Source organism: Streptococcus mitis (genome assembly GCF_003942795.1).
Taxonomy (GTDB): Bacteria; Bacillota; Bacilli; order Lactobacillales; family Streptococcaceae; genus Streptococcus; species Streptococcus mitis_BJ.
The window spans coordinates 163234-181685 of sequence record NZ_RJNY01000001.1 but is presented as its reverse complement, the minus strand read 5'-3'; the positions used below and the strand labels follow the sequence as shown (position 1 = coordinate 181685).

The window sequence follows — 18452 nt, the reverse complement described above, 5'->3', positions numbered from 1 at the left end:
TCTTTTTAATGAGTGTCTAGCTTTAAACAAGTTCGTCGATTGACGTGTGATCTTTATCGAGACCTTTAGCAACTGGGAGACTGGTCAAGTAACCTTGATAGGTGGTAACACCTTGACGCAAGCCCTCATCTTCAGCAATTGCTTGTGAGAATCCTTTGCCAGCAAGAGCTTCGATATAAGGAAGAGTGACATTGGTTAGGGCGATAGTAGAAGTACGGGCAACCGCACCAGGGATATTGGCAACGGCATAGTGGAGAACACCGTATTTTTCATAGACAGGTTCATCGTGCGTTGTCACACGGTCAGCTGTCTCGATAACGCCACCTTGATCAACGGCAACGTCAACGATGACAGAGCCAGGACGCATTTGTTTGACCATATCATCTGTCACCAATTTCGGTGCTTTGGCCCCAGGGATGAGAACTGCACCAATCACCACATCAGCATCTCTCACACTTGCTTCGATGTTGAATGAATTAGACATAAGAGTTTGGATTTGGTTTCCAAAGACTTCTTCTAGAACTGAGAGACGCTTCGCACTGATATCTAAAATAGTCACTTGAGCACCAAGACCAAGGGCGATGCGGGCAGCATGTGTACCGACGACACCACCACCGATGATGGTTACTTTTCCTTTTGGAACACCTGGTACACCACCTAGTAGGACACCAGAACCACCAGCTTGCTTAGTAAGGAAGTGAGCTCCGATTTGAACAGCCATACGACCTGCAACCTCACTCATAGGAACGAGGAGCGGTAGTTGTCCTTGATTATCACGAACAGTTTCATAGGCAATTCCTGTTGTTTTGGCTGCTAGCATGGCATCTGCTAATTCTGGAGCAGCGGCCATGTGCAAGTAAGTGAAGAGGAGAAGATCATCGCGCAAATAACCGTATTCAGAAGCTAGTGGTTCTTTTACTTTCACGACTAATTCGGCTGCCCAGGCTTCAGCAGCAGTTGCGACAATCTCAGCTCCTTGCTTTTGATAGTCTGCATCAGTAAATCCTGAACCGAGACCAGCATTTGTTTCGATGAGAACACGATGTCCACGACTGACTAAACTGTGGACGCCAGCAGGAGTGAGGGCAACACGGTTTTCATTATTTTTAATTTCTTTTGGGATTCCGATTAACATAGAGATAACCTACCTTTCAATTGACGGTCTTGTTTTGGTTGTCACATTCCAGTTCATAAATCAAAAATGTGATGGTTTTATTGTATATGAAACCGCTTCAAAAATCAAGAAAAACTTGTCATCCAAATTTATTTATGCTAGACTAGTGAGAATCAAGCTCTAATGGAGGGAAAAGTATGGAATCAATATTTGTGAAATTTGCCCAGTACCCAACTATAGAAACGAAGCGTTTATTGCTCCGACCTGTAACCTTGGATGATGCAGAAGCTATGTTTGAGTATGCTTCAGACAGAGAAAATACACGATACACTTTTCCAACAAATCAAAGCTTAGAAGAAACTAAGAACAACATTGCTCAGTTTTACTTGTCTAATCCCTTGGGCCGTTGGGGAATCGAATTAAAAAGCAATGGTCAGTTTATTGGAACTATTGATTTGCACAAGATTGACCACATTCTCAAAAAAGCAGCTATTGGCTACATTATCAATAAAAAATATTGGAATCAAGGATTGACGACAGAAGCTAATCGTGCCGTGATTGAACTGGCTTTTGAGAAGATTGGAATGAACAAGTTGACCGCCCTACACGATAAAGACAATCCTGCATCAGGAAAGGTCATGGAGAAATCAGGTATGCGTTTTTCCCACGAAGAAGCTTATGCTTGTATGGACCAGCATGAAAAAGGACGAATCGTTACAAGAGTTCATTATGTCTTGACCAAGGAAGATTATTTTGCAAATAAATAAGCAGTTGAAAAGAAATTTTCGACTGTTTTTTCTTACTCTTACGAATAACATAAGAGAGGAGAAAATATGGAAGCAATTATCGAGAAAATCAAAGAGTATAAAATCATTGTCATCTGTGCAGGTTTGGGTCTGGCCTTAGGCGGCTTTTTCTTGTTAAAACCAACTTCACAAACACCTGTGAAAGAAACAAATTTACAGGCAGAAGTTGCATCTGTTTCAAAGGATTCAACTTCTGAAAAAGAAGTGAAGAAGGAAGAAAAGGAAGAGTCTCCTGAACAAGATTTAATCACAGTAGATGTCAAAGGTGCTGTTAAATCACCAGGGATTTATGACTTGCCAGTAGGAAGTCGGGTCCATGATGCCGTTCAAAAGGCTGGTGGCTTGACAGAGCAAGCAGATAGCAAGTCGCTCAATCTAGCTCAGAAAGTTAGTGACGAGGCTCTGGTCTACGTCCCGAGTAAGGGGGAAGAAGCAGCTAGTCAGCAGGCTGCCTCTGGAACGACTCCTTCGTCAAGTAAAGAAAAGAAGATCAACCTAAATAAAGCTAGTCTGGAAGAGCTCAAGCAGGTCAAGGGACTGGGTGGTAAACGAGCCCAGGATATTATCGACCATCGTGAGGCAAATGGTAAATTTAAGTCAGTAGATGAACTCAAGAAAGTCTCTGGTATTGGGGCTAAGACCATAGAAAAGCTAAAAGATTATGTCACAGTGGATTAAGAATTTCCCTATCCCCCTAATCTATCTGAGTTTTCTGTTACTCTGGCTTTACTATGCCATTTTTGGAGCGTCCTATCTCGCACTGCTAGGTTTTGTTTTTTTGCTCGTCTGTCTCTTTTTCCAATTTCCTTGGAAATCGACTGGTAAAGTTTTAGCGATTTGTGGAGTTTTTGGATTTTGGTTTCTGTTTCAAACTTGGCAACAGACACAAGCTAGTCAAAACCTAGTGGATTCTGTTGAGAGGGTTCGGATTTTGCCTGACACTATTAAGGTCAATGGAGATAGTCTGTCCTTTCGGGGCAAGGATGATGGCCGTACCTTCCAAGTTTACTATAAACTCCAGTCTGAGGAGGAGAAAGAGCACTTTCAAGCCTTAACAGATCTTCACGAGATAGAGTTAGAAGGGAAAGTTTCAGAGCCAGAATGTCAGAGGAATTTTGGTGGATTTGACTACCAAGCCTATCTAAAGACGCAGGGGATTTACCAGACACTGACTATCAAGAGCATCCAGTCACTTAAGAAGATTAGCAGTTGGGACATAGGTGAAAATTTATCAAGTTTACGTCGAAAGGCTATTGTTTGGATCAAGAGGCACTTTCCAGATCCTATACGCAACTACATGACGGGGCTCTTGCTGGGATATTTGGACACGGACTTTGGGGAGATGAATGAGCTCTATTCCAGTCTTGGAATTATCCATCTCTTTGCCTTGTCGGGGATGCAGGTGGGCTTCTTTATGGATGCCTTTAAGAAACTTCTCTTGCGATTGGGCTTGACCCAAGAAAAGTTGAAGTGGCTGACCTATCCTTTTTCCCTTATCTATGCAGGTCTGACAGGATTTTCAGCTTCAGTCATTCGCAGTCTCTTGCAAAAGTTACTGGCCCAACATGGTGTTAAGGGTTTGGATAATTTTGCCTTGACGGTGCTTGTCCTCTTTATCATCATGCCCAACTTTTTCCTGACAGCAGGAGGAGTCTTGTCCTGCGCTTATGCTTTTATCTTGACTATGACCAGCAAAGAAGGGGAGGGACTCAAGGCTGTTGCCAGAGAAAGTTTGGTCATTTCTTTGGGAATATTGCCCATTCTATCCTTTTATTTTGCAGAATTTCAGCCTTGGTCTATCCTTTTGACCTTTGTCTTTTCTTTTCTGTTTGATGTGGTATTCTTACCGCTTTTGTCCATCTTATTCATTCTGTCTTTTGTTTACCCAGTCACTCAGTTTAACTTTGTCTTTGAGTGGTTGGAGGGCATCATTCGCTTGGTTTCACAGATGGCAAGTAGGCCCTTGGTCTTTGGACAACCCAACGCATGGCTGTTGATTCTACTGTTAATTTCCTTGGCAATACTGTATGATTTTAGGAAAAACATCAAAAGACTAGCAGGATTCAGTCTCTTTGTCGTAGGGCTCTTTTTCTTAATCAAGCATCCTCTGGAAAATGAAATTACCATGCTGGATGTAGGGCAGGGAGAAAGTATTTTCCTACGGGATGTAACTGGAAAAAACATTCTCATAGACGTGGGAGGCAAGGCAGAGTCTGATAAGAAAATTGAAAAATGGCAAGAAAAGGCGACGACCAGCAATGCCCAGAGAACCTTGATTCCCTATCTTAAAAGTCGAGGAGTAGACAAGATTGACCAGCTGGTTTTGACCAATACAGACAAGGAGCATGTTGGAGATTTGCTGGAGGTGACCAAGGCTTTCCATGTGGGCGAAATTTTAGTGTCAAAAGGAAGTTTGACACAGAATGAATTTGTGGCGAAACTAGAAGCAAGCCAAACCGAGGTGCGCAGTGTGGCAGCAGGGGAGAACTTGCCGATTTTTGGCAGTTACTTAGAAGTCCTATCTCCAAGGAAGATTGGAGATAGGAATCGTGATGATTCTCTGGTTCTTTATGGAAAACTCTTGGATAAGCATTTTCTCTTTACTGGAAACTTGGAGGAAAAAGGAGAGAAGGACTTGCTGAAGCAATATCCTGACTTAGAGGTGGATGTCTTGAAAGCAAGCCAACATGGTGCTAAAACATCATCCAATCCAGCTCTCCTAGAAAAAATCAAACCAGAAATTACTCTCATCTCAGTTGGAAGAAACAATCGTGCGAAACTTCCCCATCAGGAAACCTTGACACGAATGGAAAGTATCAAGAGTAAGATTTACAGAACTGACCAGCAAGGGGCTATCCGCTTTAAAGGATGGAATAGTTGGCGAATTGAAACGGTGCGATAAAATAGACAAAGTTTTTCGAAAAATTGACTTTTTATCTTGACAAGGAATAGAAAACTTGGTATCATATAAAAGTTGAGAAAAGCAGAAGTGAGAGCTTCTCGCCTTGTGACATCAAGTTGCCTGGCCCTACGGATGAAAAGTTTCTAAGAAACGCTATCATAACGTGCGGGCTTGTATCATTACGGGTCCGCTCTTGTTTTTCTCTAATAATAAAAAAGAGGTGAAAACCATAGCAAAGCAAGACTTATTCATCAATGATGAAATTCGTGTACGTGAAGTTCGCTTGATCGGTCTTGAGGGAGAACAGCTAGGCATCAAGCCACTCAGCGAAGCGCAAGCATTGGCTGATAGTGCAAATGTTGACTTAGTATTGATTCAACCCCAAGCAAAACCGCCTGTTGCTAAAATTATGGACTACGGTAAGTTCAAATTTGAGTATCAGAAAAAGCAAAAAGAACAACGTAAAAAACAAAGTGTTGTTACGGTGAAAGAAGTTCGTCTGAGTCCAACTATTGACAAGGGTGACTTTGACACAAAACTTCGCAATGCACGCAAGTTCCTTGAAAAAGGAAATAAAGTTAAGGTATCCATTCGCTTTAAAGGGCGTATGATCACCCATAAAGAGATTGGTGCAAAAGTTTTAGCCGAGTTTGCTGAAGCAACACAAGATATTGCAATCATCGAACAACGAGCTAAGATGGATGGACGCCAAATGTTCATGCAGTTGGCGCCAGCAACTGACAAAAAGTAATTGTCAGAAAGTTTAAATAAAGGAGAAAAAATCATGCCAAAACAAAAAACACACCGCGCATCAGCTAAACGTTTCAAACGTACAGGTTCTGGTGGACTTAAACGTTTCCGTGCTTACACTTCTCACCGTTTCCACGGAAAAACTAAGAAACAACGTCGTCATCTTCGTAAAGCATCTATGGTGCATTCAGGAGATTTCAAACGTATCAAAGCAATGCTTACTCGCTTGAAATAATAGCCTAACAGTAAGTAAACAATTCTAGGAAATATTTGGAGGAAATAAAACATGGCACGTGTTAAAGGTGGCGTTGTATCACGCAAACGTCGTAAACGTATTCTTAAATTAGCAAAAGGTTACTATGGAGCTAAACACATCTTGTTCCGTACTGCAAAAGAACAAGTAATGAACTCTTACTACTATGCATACCGTGACCGTCGTCAAAAGAAACGTGACTTCCGCAAATTGTGGATCACACGTATCAATGCGGCAGCTCGTATGAACGGACTTTCATACTCACAATTGATGCATGGTTTGAAATTGGCTGAAATCGAAGTTAACCGTAAAATGCTTGCTGACTTGGCTGTTAACGATGCAGCAGCTTTCACAGCTCTTGCAGATGCAGCTAAAGCAAAACTTGGTAAATAATAATTGATAAGACTGGAACAGGATTGTCCCAGTCTTTTTAAAAATAAAGGAGAACATATGGCTTCAAAAATGCTACACACTTGCTTGCGAGTAGAAAACCTTGAAAAATCAATCGCATTTTATCAAGATGCTTTTGGATTTAAAGAATTGCGTCGCAGAGATTTTCCAGATCATGCCTTCACGATTGTCTATCTAGGACTTGAGGGTGACGACTATGAGTTGGAGTTGACCTATAACTACGATCACGGTCCTTACGTGGTGGGAGATGGTTTTGCACATATCGCCCTCAGTACACCTGACCTTGAGGCGCTTCATCAAGAGCACAGTGCAAAAGGCTATGAGGTTACAGAGCCTAATGGACTTCCAGGAACTGCACCAAACTATTACTTTGTCAAGGATCCTGATGGCTACAAAGTCGAAGTGATTCGTGAAAAATAATCGAGTAATGTCAAGTAGAATGTTCGTTTTCTACTTGACTTTTTTTCTTTGAAAGAGTATACTAATACAAATTTAACCTTTAAGGGGAGCCCAGAGAGACTCACAAGGTGTCAGATAAAAGGGATGGGGGACTCTCTGTGGAGACTTTTTAAGTGTGCGCATGAGTTCTAGCCTAACCCAACTGAGGCCTTGCATTAGCAAGGTCTTTTCTTTATCTGGTCCCCTTAAATTTAAGGAGGAAAAGTCATGAATCCCACATGTAAGAAGCGTTTGGGTGCTATTCGTTTGGAAACCATGAAGGTGGTCGCACAAGAGGAAATTGCGCCAGCAATCTTTGAATTAGTCCTAGAAGGGGAGATGGTTGAAGCCATGCGAGCCGGCCAATTTCTTCATCTGCGTGTGCCTGATGACGCCCATCTCTTGCGCCGCCCTATTTCAATTTCGTCTATTGACAAAGCAAACAAGCAGTGTCACCTTATTTATCGGATTGAGGGGGCTGGGACAGCTATTTTTTCAACATTAGGTCAGGGAGATACTCTTGATGTGATGGGGCCTCAGGGAAATGGGTTTGACTTGTCTGATTTAGACAATCAGAGCCAAGTTCTCCTCGTTGGTGGGGGGATTGGTGTTCCACCCTTGCTTGAGGTGGCCAAGGAATTGCATGCGCGTGGGGTGACAGTAGTGACAGTCCTCGGTTTTGCGACTAAGGATGCTGTTATTCTCGAAACCGAATTGGCCCAATATGGTCAGGTCTTTGTAACGACAGATGATGGTTCTTATGGCATCAAGGGAAATGTTTCTGTTGTTATCAATAATTTAGACAGTCAATTTGATGCGGTTTACTCATGTGGTGCTCCGGGAATGATGAAGTATATCAATCAAACCTTTTATGATCATCCAAGAGCCTATCTATCTCTAGAATCTCGTATGGCTTGTGGGATGGGAGCTTGCTATGCCTGCGTTCTAAAAGTGCCAGATAGTGAGACCGTCAGCCAACGCGTCTGTGAAGATGGCCCTGTTTTTCGCACAGGAACAGTTGTATTATAAGGAGAAAGTCATGACTAACAAACGTTTACAAGTTTCTCTACCGGGCTTGGATTTGAAAAATCCCATCATTCCAGCATCAGGCTGTTTTGGTTTCGGCCAAGAGTATGCCAAGTACTATGATTTAGACCTTTTAGGCTCCATTATGATCAAGGCAACGACACTTGAACCCCGTTTTGGCAATCCTACTCCCAGGGTGGCAGAAACGCCTGCAGGTATGCTCAATGCAATCGGTTTGCAAAATCCAGGTTTAGAAGCTGTTTTAGCTGAAAAGTTGCCTTGGCTGGAAAGAGAATATCCTACGCTTCCCATCATCGCCAATGTAGCAGGCTTTTCAAAACAAGAGTACGCTGCCGTTTCTCAGGGGATTTCCCAGGCAGCCAATGTAAAAGCTATAGAGCTCAATATCTCCTGCCCCAACGTAGATCACGGCAATCATGGACTTTTGATTGGGCAAGATCCTGATCTAGCTTATGAAGTGGTAAAGGCAGCTGTGGAGGCCTCTGATGTGCCAGTTTATGTCAAACTAACCCCAAGCGTGACAGATATCGTCACCGTTGCAAAGGCAGCAGAAGATGCAGGGGCAAGTGGATTAACCATGATCAATACTCTAGTCGGTATGCGCTTTAATCTAAAAACCAGAAAACCAATCTTGGCCAATGGAACGGGTGGAATGTCAGGTCCAGCAGTCTTTCCAGTAGCCCTCAAACTCATCCGTCAAGTCGCCCAAACAACAGACCTTCCCATTATTGGAATGGGAGGAGTGGATTCGGCAGAAGCTGCTTTAGAAATGTATCTGGCTGGAGCGTCTGCCATCGGAGTTGGAACAGCCAACTTTACCAATCCTTATGCCTGTCCTGATATCATCGAACATTTACCAAAAGTCATGGACAAATATGGCATTAGCAGCTTGGAAGATCTCCGTCAGGAAGTCAAAGCCAGTCTGAGATAAGCTAGACACTCCTTATCGTCAACAAGAAATAGAATCTTCATCAATTTGTAATATTTCCGTTGGTTAACTATGTTACAATAGGGTTTAGAAAACGTTATTGGAGCATTTAAATGAAACGATGGAAAGTGGCCCTAGTAAGTGCTGGCTTATTGGGGTGTTTTTTTACTGTACTAGAAACAGCTAAAGCAGATGAAGGGACTTGGAAAGGAAAGACCTACCTCAAAGCTGATGGAAAACAAGTAACCAACCAGTGGATCTTTGACCAAACGTATCAGAATTGGTTTTATCTTAAGGCTGATGGACAACGTGCAGAAAACGGCTGGCTGACTGTTGGTGGTAAGGATTACTATTTTAACGAGACCGGAAAATTAGCCACAAAAACTTGGATCAACCAGTACTATGTGGCTGAAAGTGGTGCTAGGGTCAAGAATCAATGGGTGTTTGACCAAGAAAAACAATCCTGGTATTATCTCAAGTCGGATGGTCAAAAAGCTCAAAATGAGTGGATTCAACAAGGTCAGGAAAAATATTACCTTAAAGAAGATGGGAAAATGGCCAAAGATGAGTGGGTCACTCAAGGTGGAAACGAGTACTACGTTAATTCTCAAGGTAAAATGCTGAGAGGTACTTGGCTTGGTAAGAACTATTTGTCAGAAAATGGTAATAAGGTCAAACAAGGTTGGATTTATGATGACAACTATAGCAGTTGGTTCTACATTCAACAAGATGGTACCTATGCTGAAAATGGCTGGCAAACCATAGATGGGAAGGACTACCATTTTAAATCAGGCGGTTATCTTTCAACTGAGCGCTGGATTGATCGCTTCTATGTTGCGAAGAGTGGAGCTAAATTGAAATCGGAATGGCTCTTTGATAAGAATTATGATGCTTGGTTTTACTTGAAAGCAGACGGTAGCTATGCCGAAAAAGGCTGGGAAACGATTAAAGGTAAAGATTACCATTTCAAATTTGGAGGCTATCTTTCTACTGAACGTTGGATTGACCGCTTCTATGTTGCAAAGAGTGGAGCTAAACTGAAATCCGAATGGCTCTTTGACAAAAATTATAACTCGTGGTTTTACTTGAAAGCAGACGGAACCTATGCTGAAAAAGGCTGGGAAACGATCAAAGGCAAGGATTACCATTTCAAATCCGGTGGCTACCTCTCCACAGAAACTTGGATTGACCGCACCTATGTGACGAGCAGTGGAGCAAAAGCAGGTAAAGGTTGGCTCTTTGATAAGAATTATAACTCTTGGTTCTATATCAACTCTGATGGGAATTATGCTGATAAAGAATGGCTCTGGGATAATGGTTACTACTATCTCAAATCTGGCGGTTATATGGCTGCAAGTGAGTGGGTATGGTACAAGAACAATTGGTTCTACCTCAAGTCAAATGGAAAGATGGCTGAGAAAGAATTAATCTACGATTCATCCGACCAATCATGGTATTACCTTAAATCAGGCGGTTATATGGCAAAAAATGAAACTGTGGATGGTCATACCTTGGATGCTTCTGGTAGATGGCATGTTGCGGATAAAACCAAATATTACAAAGTTAAACCAATCACTGCCTATGTCTATAGTGCATCTGGAGAAATCTTGAGTTACATTAACCAAGGAAGCATTGTTTCACTGGATAGCTCGGCGCGAAAAGGCGGCCGACTTGCAGTTTCTATTTCTGGCTTGTCTGGCTATATGAATCAAAGTGATTTGACAGCAGTAGATGAAGGAAGCGAGTTTATCCCTCATTATACTAGTGATGGGAAATTCCTCTACCATGAACTCTCTCCTTATACGAGTATCAAAGTAGCTCCACACACATCTGCAATGATTATTGGTAAGAAGTACTACTCAACTGACGGAGAGCATTTTGATGGCTTTACCATTAAAAATCCTTTCCTTTATAAAAACTTGAGAGAACCAAGTAATTATAGTGCAGCTGAATTGGATAAACTGTATTCGTTGATGAACTTGCAGGATAGTCCTCTAGCAGGTAAAGGAGCGACTTTCAAAGAAGCTGAGGAACGCTACGGTGTCAATGCCCTTTACTTGATGGCACATAGCGCTCTTGAAAGTGCGTGGGGACGCAGTCAAATTGCCAGAGATAAGAACAACTTCTTTGGTATTGCAGCCTATGATACTAGCCCATATCTATCAGCCAAGAGCTTTGATGATGTGGACAAAGGGATTCTCGGGGCGGCCAAGTGGATTCGTGAGAATTACATTGACTACGGCAGAGACCACCTTGGAAACAAGGCAACAGGAATGAATGTTCGCTATGCTTCTGATCCATACTGGGGTGAGAAGATAGCTAGCATCATGATGACCATCAACAGCAAACTTGGTGGGAAAGACTAATCAAAAAAACCAACGGTAACTACTGAAAAGTGGTTATCGTTTTTGTTTTGGACATTGGAGGAGGAATAGTATGATAACAGTCTCTTTATTCTTGAATAATTAGCAAAATGATAGTAGAATGAAATAGGAGATATTAATCTAATCACTATATAAAAATAAAGGAGATTTTTATGAAAAAGCTACTATCCTTCTCAATTGCCTTGCTTTCGATCACAACACTAGTTGCTTGTTCTGGACATAAGGTAGAATCAAAGGTTCCAGAAGAAAAAATTGAACAGAAGCAAATTAAGTTCGATGAAAAGTTGTTTAAAGAAGCTGGACTCCTGCCTTTTAAAAATGAAAAGCAGCTAGAACTTGGGGAATTGGATTATAAATCACGCGCAACGGGTGCTCATATTCAACTTAAGGACAGCGATGAGCCAACTGAGAAGAGAGAGTCCAAGTTGACTTATGATCCAGTTGGATGGCACAATTATAAATTTTTTTATGGTGATAGCTCTAAAAAGGCTTGGTTGATGAATCGAGGCCATTTGATTGGCTACCAGTTTAGCGGATTGAATGATGAAAAGAAAAACTTGGTCCCGATGACAAACTGGCTCAATGCTGGAAATTATTCTGGAACAGATGATCAAAACCAAAGTAGCATGATTTATTATGAAAATCGGTTGGACTCTTGGCTGGCCAATCATCCGAACTACCATCTTGACTACAAGGTGACCCCAATCTATCAGAAAGATGAATTGATTCCGAGACAGATTGAATTGCAGTATGTGGGAATAGATGAAAACGGCAAACTCTTGGAAATCAAGTTGGGTGGTAGTAAGGAAAAGGTTGATCAGTATTCTGTGACGCATGTTATTTTAGACAATGTTTCAGCTAATGCGGAAATCAATTATTTGGATGGTACTGCTAAAAATACAGTTGAAGATGCAAAGATAAAAGAAAAGGCTAAGAAGGAAGCTGAGTAAAAAGCCAAGAAAGAGGCTGAAGAAAAAGAAGCGGCTGAAAAGAAAGCAAAAGAAGAAGAGCAAGAAAAAGCTCGCCAAGCCGCACAAGAAAAGGAAGAAAGCCAGGAATCAAATTCGCAATCAACAAATTCAGGTGGCTACTTCAGAGATAGAAAAGGGAGATGGCACAGACCAAATGGTAAATTTGCTTCTAAGAAAGAAATCAGAGAAGCTGGATTGCAGTGGTAGGAAGAATTTAGTAGATATGCAGTCAAAAAGCCGTTGGAAAACGGTTTTTTGTTATAATTAAATTAATAATGTAGCATTAAAGGAGAACAACATGACTTTTGAAGAAATCTTGCCTGGATTAAAGGCTAAGAAAAAATATGTACGAACTGGTTGGGGAGGGGCTGAAAACTATGTGCAGCTTTTTGACACTATCGAACAAAACGGGATTGCACTTGAAGTGACGCCTTATTTCCTAATCAACGTGTCTGGAGAAGGGGAAGGTTTTTCCATGTGGAGTCCGACACCTTGTGATGTTTTGGCGACGGATTGGGTAGAAGTGCATGACTAGACGTGTATTGATTACGGGAGTAAGTTCAGGAATTGGTCTGGCTCAAGCTCGACTCTTTTTAGAGAAGGGTTATCAAGTTTATGGAGTTGACAAAGGCAACAATCCACTCTTAGAGGGTGATTTCCACTTTTTACAGAGGGATTTGACCTTGGACTTGGAACCTATTTTTGACTGGTGTCCTCAGGTGGATGTTTTGTGCAATACTGCTGGAGTTTTGGATGCTTACAAACCACTTTTGGAACAGACAGCGCAGGAAATTCAAGAGATCTTTGAAATCAACTATGTGACTCCAGTTGAGATGACACGACATTATTTGACACAAATGCTGGAAAGTAAAAAGGGAATCATTATCAATATGTGTTCGATTGCTTCTAGCCTAGCTGGTGGAGGTGGTCACGCCTATACCTCGTCTAAGCATGCCTTAGCTGGCTTTACCAAGCAGTTGGCTCTAGACTATGCAGAAGCTGGGATTCAGGTCTTTGGTATCGCTCCGGGAGCGGTCAAGACAGCTATGACCGCTGCGGACTTTGAGCCAGGTGGATTGGCTGACTGGGTGGCTAGTGAAACGCCAATCAAGCGCTGGATTGAGCCAGAGGAAGTAGCAGAGATTAGCCTTTTCTTAGCAAGCGGAAAAGCGAGCGCCATGCAAGGGCAAATCCTCACGATTGATGGTGGTTGGTCTTTGAAGTAGGAGGAGTTGGATGGAAATCAAAAATCACTTTGGAGTCTATGGTATTTGCTTTGAAAATGGGAAGTTACTCTGCATTGAAAAAACGAGAGGCCCTTATCAACATCGTTATGATCTACCTGGTGGTAGCCAGGAAGTAGGTGAAGGGCTGACAGAAACCCTTAAGAGAGAAGTTCTGGAAGAGACAGGATATAAGCTTAAAGGTTACGCTAATCCTAGGATTTATGATGTGCTGGTTCAAGAAGAAGGGCAAGACTTTGCAGTACACCATATCATGGCCTTTTATGATATAGCACTCGATTTTGAACATTCTCAAAATTCAATTTCTCAGGAGGTTCTTGATGGAAGTAATGATTCAGCAAATGTACTTTGGTTGAATTTGGAAGAAATTACTGCCGATAATGCTTCTCCTTTAGTGTTGCAGGTTAAGGCAGAGTTGCTAGGATTTCCAGAATTAGATATGACAAGCTATAGAAATTGGAAGGTGAAGTAGGGGGATAATGGAATTATTTAAAACATGGAAGAAAAATATGGTTCTCTATGGTCTTAAATCTCAAATCGGAACTGTCTACCAAAACAGTGATAGGACAACAAGCTTTTATGATGTTGGGAATTTTCTATACCTAGCAGGGGAGTTGAATTCCAGATTTTGGGAAGATTTTGTTAGAAAATATGGTTTAGATTATAAGATTATTATTTCAGAAAATACTAATTGGCAAGATTTTCTGCATCGGAAAGTGGAGCTAAATTCTTTTACTCGCTATTCTTTTAAAGATAAGGCAAATTTTCAAGTTGAATTTCTAAATGATCTAGTTGCTCATTTAGAGGAAGGTTACAATATTGTGTCTATTGATAATCATATTTATAACTGCTTTTCTGAGGAAGAATGGTCACAAGATTTACAGGGGGATTTTGAGTCCTATCAGGATTTTGTTTTAAAAGGTGGATTTGGCTTTGTGGTTCTTAAAAATAATGAACTGATTGCTGGGATTTCCTCAGGGTTAGTTTACCGTGGAGCAGTTGAAGTGGAAGTTGCAACTAGACCAAACGAACAAGGAAATGGCTTTGCTAAAAAGCTTGGTGCTGCAATGATTCTAGAGAGTTTAAATAGAGATATGTTTCCTCTTTGGAATGCTCATAACGAGGCTTCCAAAAAAGTAGCAGAATTTTTAGGATATGAGTTAGTTGAACCTTATGAAGCTTTTGAACTGGAAGAAAGTTTCATATAATGATATCTGATATTGTATCTTTTAAGACGAGGTGAATGGCTATGAAAAACCAGCTAGCCCTTAGTGGCGAAAAACTTGACGAAAAAGTTTATCCTCAGTTATTGTACCACGTCGGTATGATTCGTGGGGAATACTTACTGAGAGAGCTCAATCAAAATATCCTATTACCAAGGTGTCAGCAATTTGTAAAAGATTATCTAGACACCATTTGCTCCTTGTACTCAGGTGAAGAAGTCTGGTATCGTTTTTCAGAATTAACGAATACAGAAGCTAATTGTCTAAAGGGGACTAAAGAGTATTTTGATGAAAATCATCCCTTATTTGGAAATAGAGGAACTAGGCGTTTATTGGCGTGTCCGGATGAATTTCAGGCTGAGGCACATGTCGTTACAGAAATTTATCAAACCAATCCCAATCTGTCTGTTATTTTTCCTTTTGTCAATGATGCTGAGCAGTTAAAGCAAGCTATTACAGTACTGCGTCAGCATGGTTTTACTGGGAAAATCGGCACAATGATTGAATTGCCGTCAGCTTATTTTGACTTGGACAGGATACTGGAAACTGGTATTTCAAAGATTATAGTTGGAATGAATGATTTGACTTCTTTTATTTTTGCGACTGTGAGAAACAGTCAATGGCATGATGTGGAAAGTCCAATAATGTTAGATATGCTAAGAGATATGCAGGATAAAGCAAGGATGAAAAAGATTGACTTTGCTGTAGCAGGCTATCTGAATGTTTCTTTCATAGAAAAAATGAATCAGATGGGTATCAAATGCATTATCCACTACAGTTCTATTCCAGAGATTTTTAATTTAGAGATTGACCATCCAGAACACCTCAAACGTGTAAAAAAAGTAAGTAAAAAATTACAAAGGAGCAACCCATGACACCGCAAGAAATGTGGAAAGCATACAAGCAAATCAACTCCTCTATCGGCGATGAGATAGATGCCTGGGCTTTTGGAGTGGAAGCCGATCTCTTGGCAGACTTAGTTCTAAGAGGCGAAAAGACAGCAACCGCCTCAGCCTATGATCTTTATGCAGTTGATAACGAACCCCTGCCACAAGAAGGAACTTTTGATATCATTTTAGATGGCCAAGATCGGGCTGTCTGCATTGTCGAAATTACCAAGGTCTCCGTTCAGCCTTTCAATCATGTTTCTGCAGACCACGCCTACAAGGAAGGTGAGGGAGACAAATCTTTAGCCTATTGGTGTCAGGTTCATGAAGACTGTTTCACCGAGTGGATGAGAGAAGCAGGACTGACTTTTACACCTGACAGCAAGGTTGTTTTAGAAGAATTTCGCAAGGTCTACCCACTGTAGACTGCAGAAGGAAGAAAGTTTTGGAAATTACCGTTCAATCCTTTTTTCTAGGCAAAACATGATATAATAAGTTTGTTTGAAGAAGAGCAGCAGCTCTTAAACTTAGAATAGGAGAAAACTATGCAAGCAGTTGAACATTTTATTACCCAATTTGTTCCTGGACACTATGATTTATTTTTAGACTTGAGTCGTGAGACCAAGACCTTTTCTGGAAAGGTGACCATCATTGGTCAAGCACAGAGTGACCGTATTTCCCTTCACCAAAAAGACTTGGAAATCGCTTCTGTAGAAGTTGCGGGTCAAGCTCGTCCATTTACAGTTGATCATGACAATGAAGCCCTTCATATCGAATTGGCTGAGGCAGGTCAAGTTGAATTAGTCATTGCTTTTTCAGGAAAGATTACAGACAACATGACAGGGATTTACCCTTCTTATTACACAGTTGATGGTGTCAAGAAGGAGGTCTTGTCTACTCAGTTTGAGAGCCATTTTGCGCGTGAAGCCTTCCCCTGTGTGGACGAGCCAGAAGCCAAAGCAACCTTTGATCTTGCTCTTCGTTTTGACCAAGCAGAAGGTGAATTGGCCTTGTCAAACATGCCAGAAATCGATGTTGAAAACCGCAAGGAAACAGGCATCTGGAAGTTTGAGACAACACCTCGCATGTCTTCTTACTTGTTGGCCTTTGTAGCAGGTGATTTGCAAGGGGTGACCGCTAAAACTAAAAACGGTACCCTTGTAGGTGTCTACTCAACCAAAGCCCACCCATTATCTAACCTTGATTTCTCACTGGACATCGCCGTTCGCTCGATCGAGTTTTACGAAGATTACTATGGAGTTAAGTATCCAATCCCTCAATCACTTCACATCGCCCTTCCTGACTTCTCAGCTGGTGCTATGGAAAACTGGGGTCTTGTGACCTACCGTGAAGTGTACTTAGTTGTGGATGAGAACTCAACCTTTGCTAGCCGTCAACAAGTTGCCCTAGTTGTAGCACATGAGTTGGCTCACCAATGGTTTGGAAACCTCGTGACTATGAAATGGTGGGATGACCTTTGGCTCAATGAAAGCTTCGCAAACATGATGGAATACGTCTGTGTGGATGCCATCGAACCAAGTTGGAATATCTTTGAAGACTTCCAAACAGGTGGTGTTCCAGCTGCGCTTAAACGCGATGCGACGGATGGTGTTCAGTCTGTCCATGTCGAAGTCAAACACCCAGATGAAATCAATACGCTCTTTGATGGTGCTATCGTCTATGCCAAAGGAAGCCGTCTCATGCACATGCTTCGTCGTTGGCTAGGCGACGCTGATTTTGCTAAAGGTTTGCATGCCTACTTTGAAAAACACCAGTACAGTAATACCATCGGTTGTGACCTTTGGAATGCCCTTGGTCAGGCATCAGGACGTGATGTCGCAGCCTTCATGGATTCTTGGTTGGAACAGCCTGGCTATCCAGTTCTCACTGTCAAAGTTGAAAATGATGTCTTGAAGATTTCACAAAAACAATTCTTTATCGGTGAGCATGAAGACAAGAATCGTCTCTGGGTGGTGCCACTCAACAGCAACTGGAAGGGTCTACCAGATACACTTGAAACTGAAAGTATCGAAATCCCTGGCTATGCTGCTCTTCTTGCTGAAAACGAAGGAGCACTTCGTCTCAACACTGAAAATACAGCCCACTACATTACAGACTATCAAGGAGACTTGTTAGAAGCTGTTCTTTCTGACTTAGAAACACTTGATAACACAAGTAAACTGCAAATCGTTCAAGAACGTCGTTTGCTTGCTGAAGCAGGGCACATTTCTTATGCTGACTTGCTCCCAGTCCTTGATAAACTTGCTAAGGAAGAATCTTACCTTGTCGTTTCAGCTATTTCTCAAGTGATTTCTGCCCTTGAGCGCTTTGTTGATGAAGGAACGGATGCTGAAACAGCCTTCAAAGCACTGGTTGCTAAATTGGCTCGTCACAACTATGACCGTCTTGGTTTTGAAGCCAAAGATGGAGAATCAGATGAGGATGAATTGGTTCGTCAGTTGGCTGTTTCTATGATGATTCGCTCAAATGATGCAGAAGCTAGTCAAGTCGCTAGCCAAATCTTTGCAGCTCATAAGGAAAATCTTGCAGGCCTTCCAGCAGCCATCCGTGCTCAAGTTCTCATCAATGAGATGAAACACCACGAGACCAAGGACTTAGTCGCAACTTATTTGGACCTCTACACTCATGCCACAGATGCTGTTTTCAAACGCCAGTTGGCAGCTGCTCTAGCATACAGTACAGATGCTGACAATATCCAAACCTTGATTCGTTCATGGAAGGATAAATTTGTGGTGAAACCACAAGACTTGTCTGCTTGGTATTACCAGTTCCTAGATCATCAAACAACTCAAGAAACTGTTTGGGTATGGGCGCGTGAAAACTGGGATTGGATTAAGGCAGCCCTTGGTGGGGATATGAGCTTTGATAGCTTTGTTATCCTACCTGCCCACGTATTTAAGACAGAGCAACGCTTGGCAGAGTACAAGGAATTCTTTGAGCCACAACTTTCTGACCTTGCGCTTAGCCGTAACATTCGTATGGGGATCAAGGATATCGCAGCGCGTGTTGACTTGATTAAGCGTGAGAAAGCAGCAGTAGAAACTGTTGTAGCTCAATATGCCAAAGCTTAATT

Annotated in this window: 18 protein-coding genes, 1 pseudogene and 1 other annotated feature; of the genes and pseudogenes, 18 read left to right on the top strand and 1 reads right to left on the bottom strand. The window is 41.8% G+C overall.

What is annotated here, in order from left to right; genetic code table 11:
- Positions 1-22 precede the first annotated feature (22 nt).
- Positions 23-1135 (bottom strand): alanine dehydrogenase, encoded by a 1113-nt coding sequence (gene ald / locus D8847_RS00910; RefSeq protein ID WP_125840288.1) that lies wholly within the window; start codon positions 1133-1135, stop codon positions 23-25.
- A 176-nt stretch (positions 1136-1311) separates the two neighbouring features.
- Between ald and D8847_RS00905 the strand changes: the two genes are divergently transcribed.
- From D8847_RS00905 to D8847_RS00820, 18 genes and pseudogenes are all read left to right on the top strand, one after another.
- Positions 1312-1881 (top strand): GNAT family N-acetyltransferase, encoded by a 570-nt coding sequence (locus tag D8847_RS00905; protein WP_084940187.1) that lies wholly within the window; start codon positions 1312-1314, stop codon positions 1879-1881.
- 66 nt (positions 1882-1947) lie between these two features.
- Entirely contained in the window at positions 1948-2598 is a 651-nt protein-coding gene (locus D8847_RS00900) for a helix-hairpin-helix domain-containing protein (RefSeq protein WP_000387315.1), read from the top strand.
- Positions 2582-4822, top strand: coding sequence for a DNA internalization-related competence protein ComEC/Rec2 (locus D8847_RS00895; protein ID WP_084940188.1), 2241 nt, complete (start codon positions 2582-2584; stop codon positions 4820-4822). Before D8847_RS00900 ends, D8847_RS00895 begins: the two co-directional genes overlap by 17 nt.
- A gap of 73 nt (positions 4823-4895) precedes the next feature.
- Positions 4896-5027: a sequence feature (ribosomal protein L20 leader region), on the top strand.
- Between the two features lie 15 nt (positions 5028-5042).
- The gene (gene infC / locus D8847_RS00890; RefSeq protein ID WP_000848184.1) at positions 5043-5573 is read left to right on the top strand and encodes a translation initiation factor IF-3; all 531 of its coding nucleotides are present in this window, start codon (positions 5043-5045) and stop codon (positions 5571-5573) included.
- A 33-nt stretch (positions 5574-5606) separates the two neighbouring features.
- Entirely contained in the window at positions 5607-5807 is a 201-nt protein-coding gene (gene rpmI / locus D8847_RS00885) for a 50S ribosomal protein L35 (protein ID WP_001125942.1), read from the top strand.
- A 51-nt stretch (positions 5808-5858) separates the two neighbouring features.
- A complete protein-coding gene (gene rplT, locus D8847_RS00880; RefSeq protein WP_000124834.1) occupies positions 5859-6218 on the top strand; it encodes a 50S ribosomal protein L20 in 360 nt (119 codons plus the stop codon).
- Between the two features lie 57 nt (positions 6219-6275).
- Complete coding sequence (locus tag D8847_RS00875; protein ID WP_000157153.1) at positions 6276-6656, top strand: VOC family protein; 381 nt, start codon at positions 6276-6278, stop codon at positions 6654-6656.
- A 246-nt stretch (positions 6657-6902) separates the two neighbouring features.
- Positions 6903-7703 carry a dihydroorotate dehydrogenase electron transfer subunit gene (locus tag D8847_RS00870; protein ID WP_125840287.1) on the top strand — a complete coding sequence of 267 codons (801 nt, stop codon included), beginning with the start codon at positions 6903-6905 and terminating at the stop codon, positions 7701-7703.
- The gene (locus D8847_RS00865; protein ID WP_185757898.1) at positions 7666-8652 is read left to right on the top strand and encodes a dihydroorotate dehydrogenase; all 987 of its coding nucleotides are present in this window, start codon (positions 7666-7668) and stop codon (positions 8650-8652) included. Before D8847_RS00870 ends, D8847_RS00865 begins: the two co-directional genes overlap by 38 nt.
- A 110-nt stretch (positions 8653-8762) precedes the next feature.
- Positions 8763-11015 carry a glucosaminidase domain-containing protein gene (locus D8847_RS00860; protein ID WP_125840285.1) on the top strand — a complete coding sequence of 751 codons (2253 nt, stop codon included), beginning with the start codon at positions 8763-8765 and terminating at the stop codon, positions 11013-11015.
- A 170-nt stretch (positions 11016-11185) separates the two neighbouring features.
- Positions 11186-12211: pseudogene (locus tag D8847_RS00855) on the top strand (DNA/RNA non-specific endonuclease).
- A 91-nt stretch (positions 12212-12302) separates the two neighbouring features.
- Positions 12303-12539 (top strand): DUF2829 domain-containing protein, encoded by a 237-nt coding sequence (locus tag D8847_RS00850; RefSeq protein ID WP_049479736.1) that lies wholly within the window; start codon positions 12303-12305, stop codon positions 12537-12539.
- Positions 12532-13230, top strand: a complete 699-nt coding sequence (locus D8847_RS00845; RefSeq protein WP_125840284.1) for a 3-oxoacyl-ACP reductase — start codon at positions 12532-12534, stop codon at positions 13228-13230. The genes D8847_RS00850 and D8847_RS00845 overlap by 8 nt, the downstream gene beginning before the upstream one ends.
- A gap of 10 nt (positions 13231-13240) precedes the next feature.
- On the top strand, positions 13241-13720 hold the full coding sequence (locus tag D8847_RS00840; protein WP_125840283.1) for an NUDIX hydrolase: 480 nt from the start codon (positions 13241-13243) through the stop codon (positions 13718-13720).
- 7 nt (positions 13721-13727) lie between these two features.
- Positions 13728-14456, top strand: coding sequence for a GNAT family N-acetyltransferase (locus D8847_RS00835; RefSeq protein WP_125840282.1), 729 nt, complete (start codon positions 13728-13730; stop codon positions 14454-14456).
- Positions 14457-14497: 41 nt separating this feature from the next.
- Entirely contained in the window at positions 14498-15346 is an 849-nt protein-coding gene (locus D8847_RS00830; RefSeq protein WP_125840281.1) for a putative PEP-binding protein, read from the top strand.
- Positions 15343-15783, top strand: a complete 441-nt coding sequence (locus D8847_RS00825) for an ASCH domain-containing protein (protein ID WP_125840280.1) — start codon at positions 15343-15345, stop codon at positions 15781-15783. The genes D8847_RS00830 and D8847_RS00825 overlap by 4 nt, the downstream gene beginning before the upstream one ends.
- A gap of 120 nt (positions 15784-15903) precedes the next feature.
- Entirely contained in the window at positions 15904-18450 is a 2547-nt protein-coding gene (locus D8847_RS00820; RefSeq protein WP_125840279.1) for a M1 family metallopeptidase, read from the top strand.
- Positions 18451-18452: the final 2 nt, after the last annotated feature.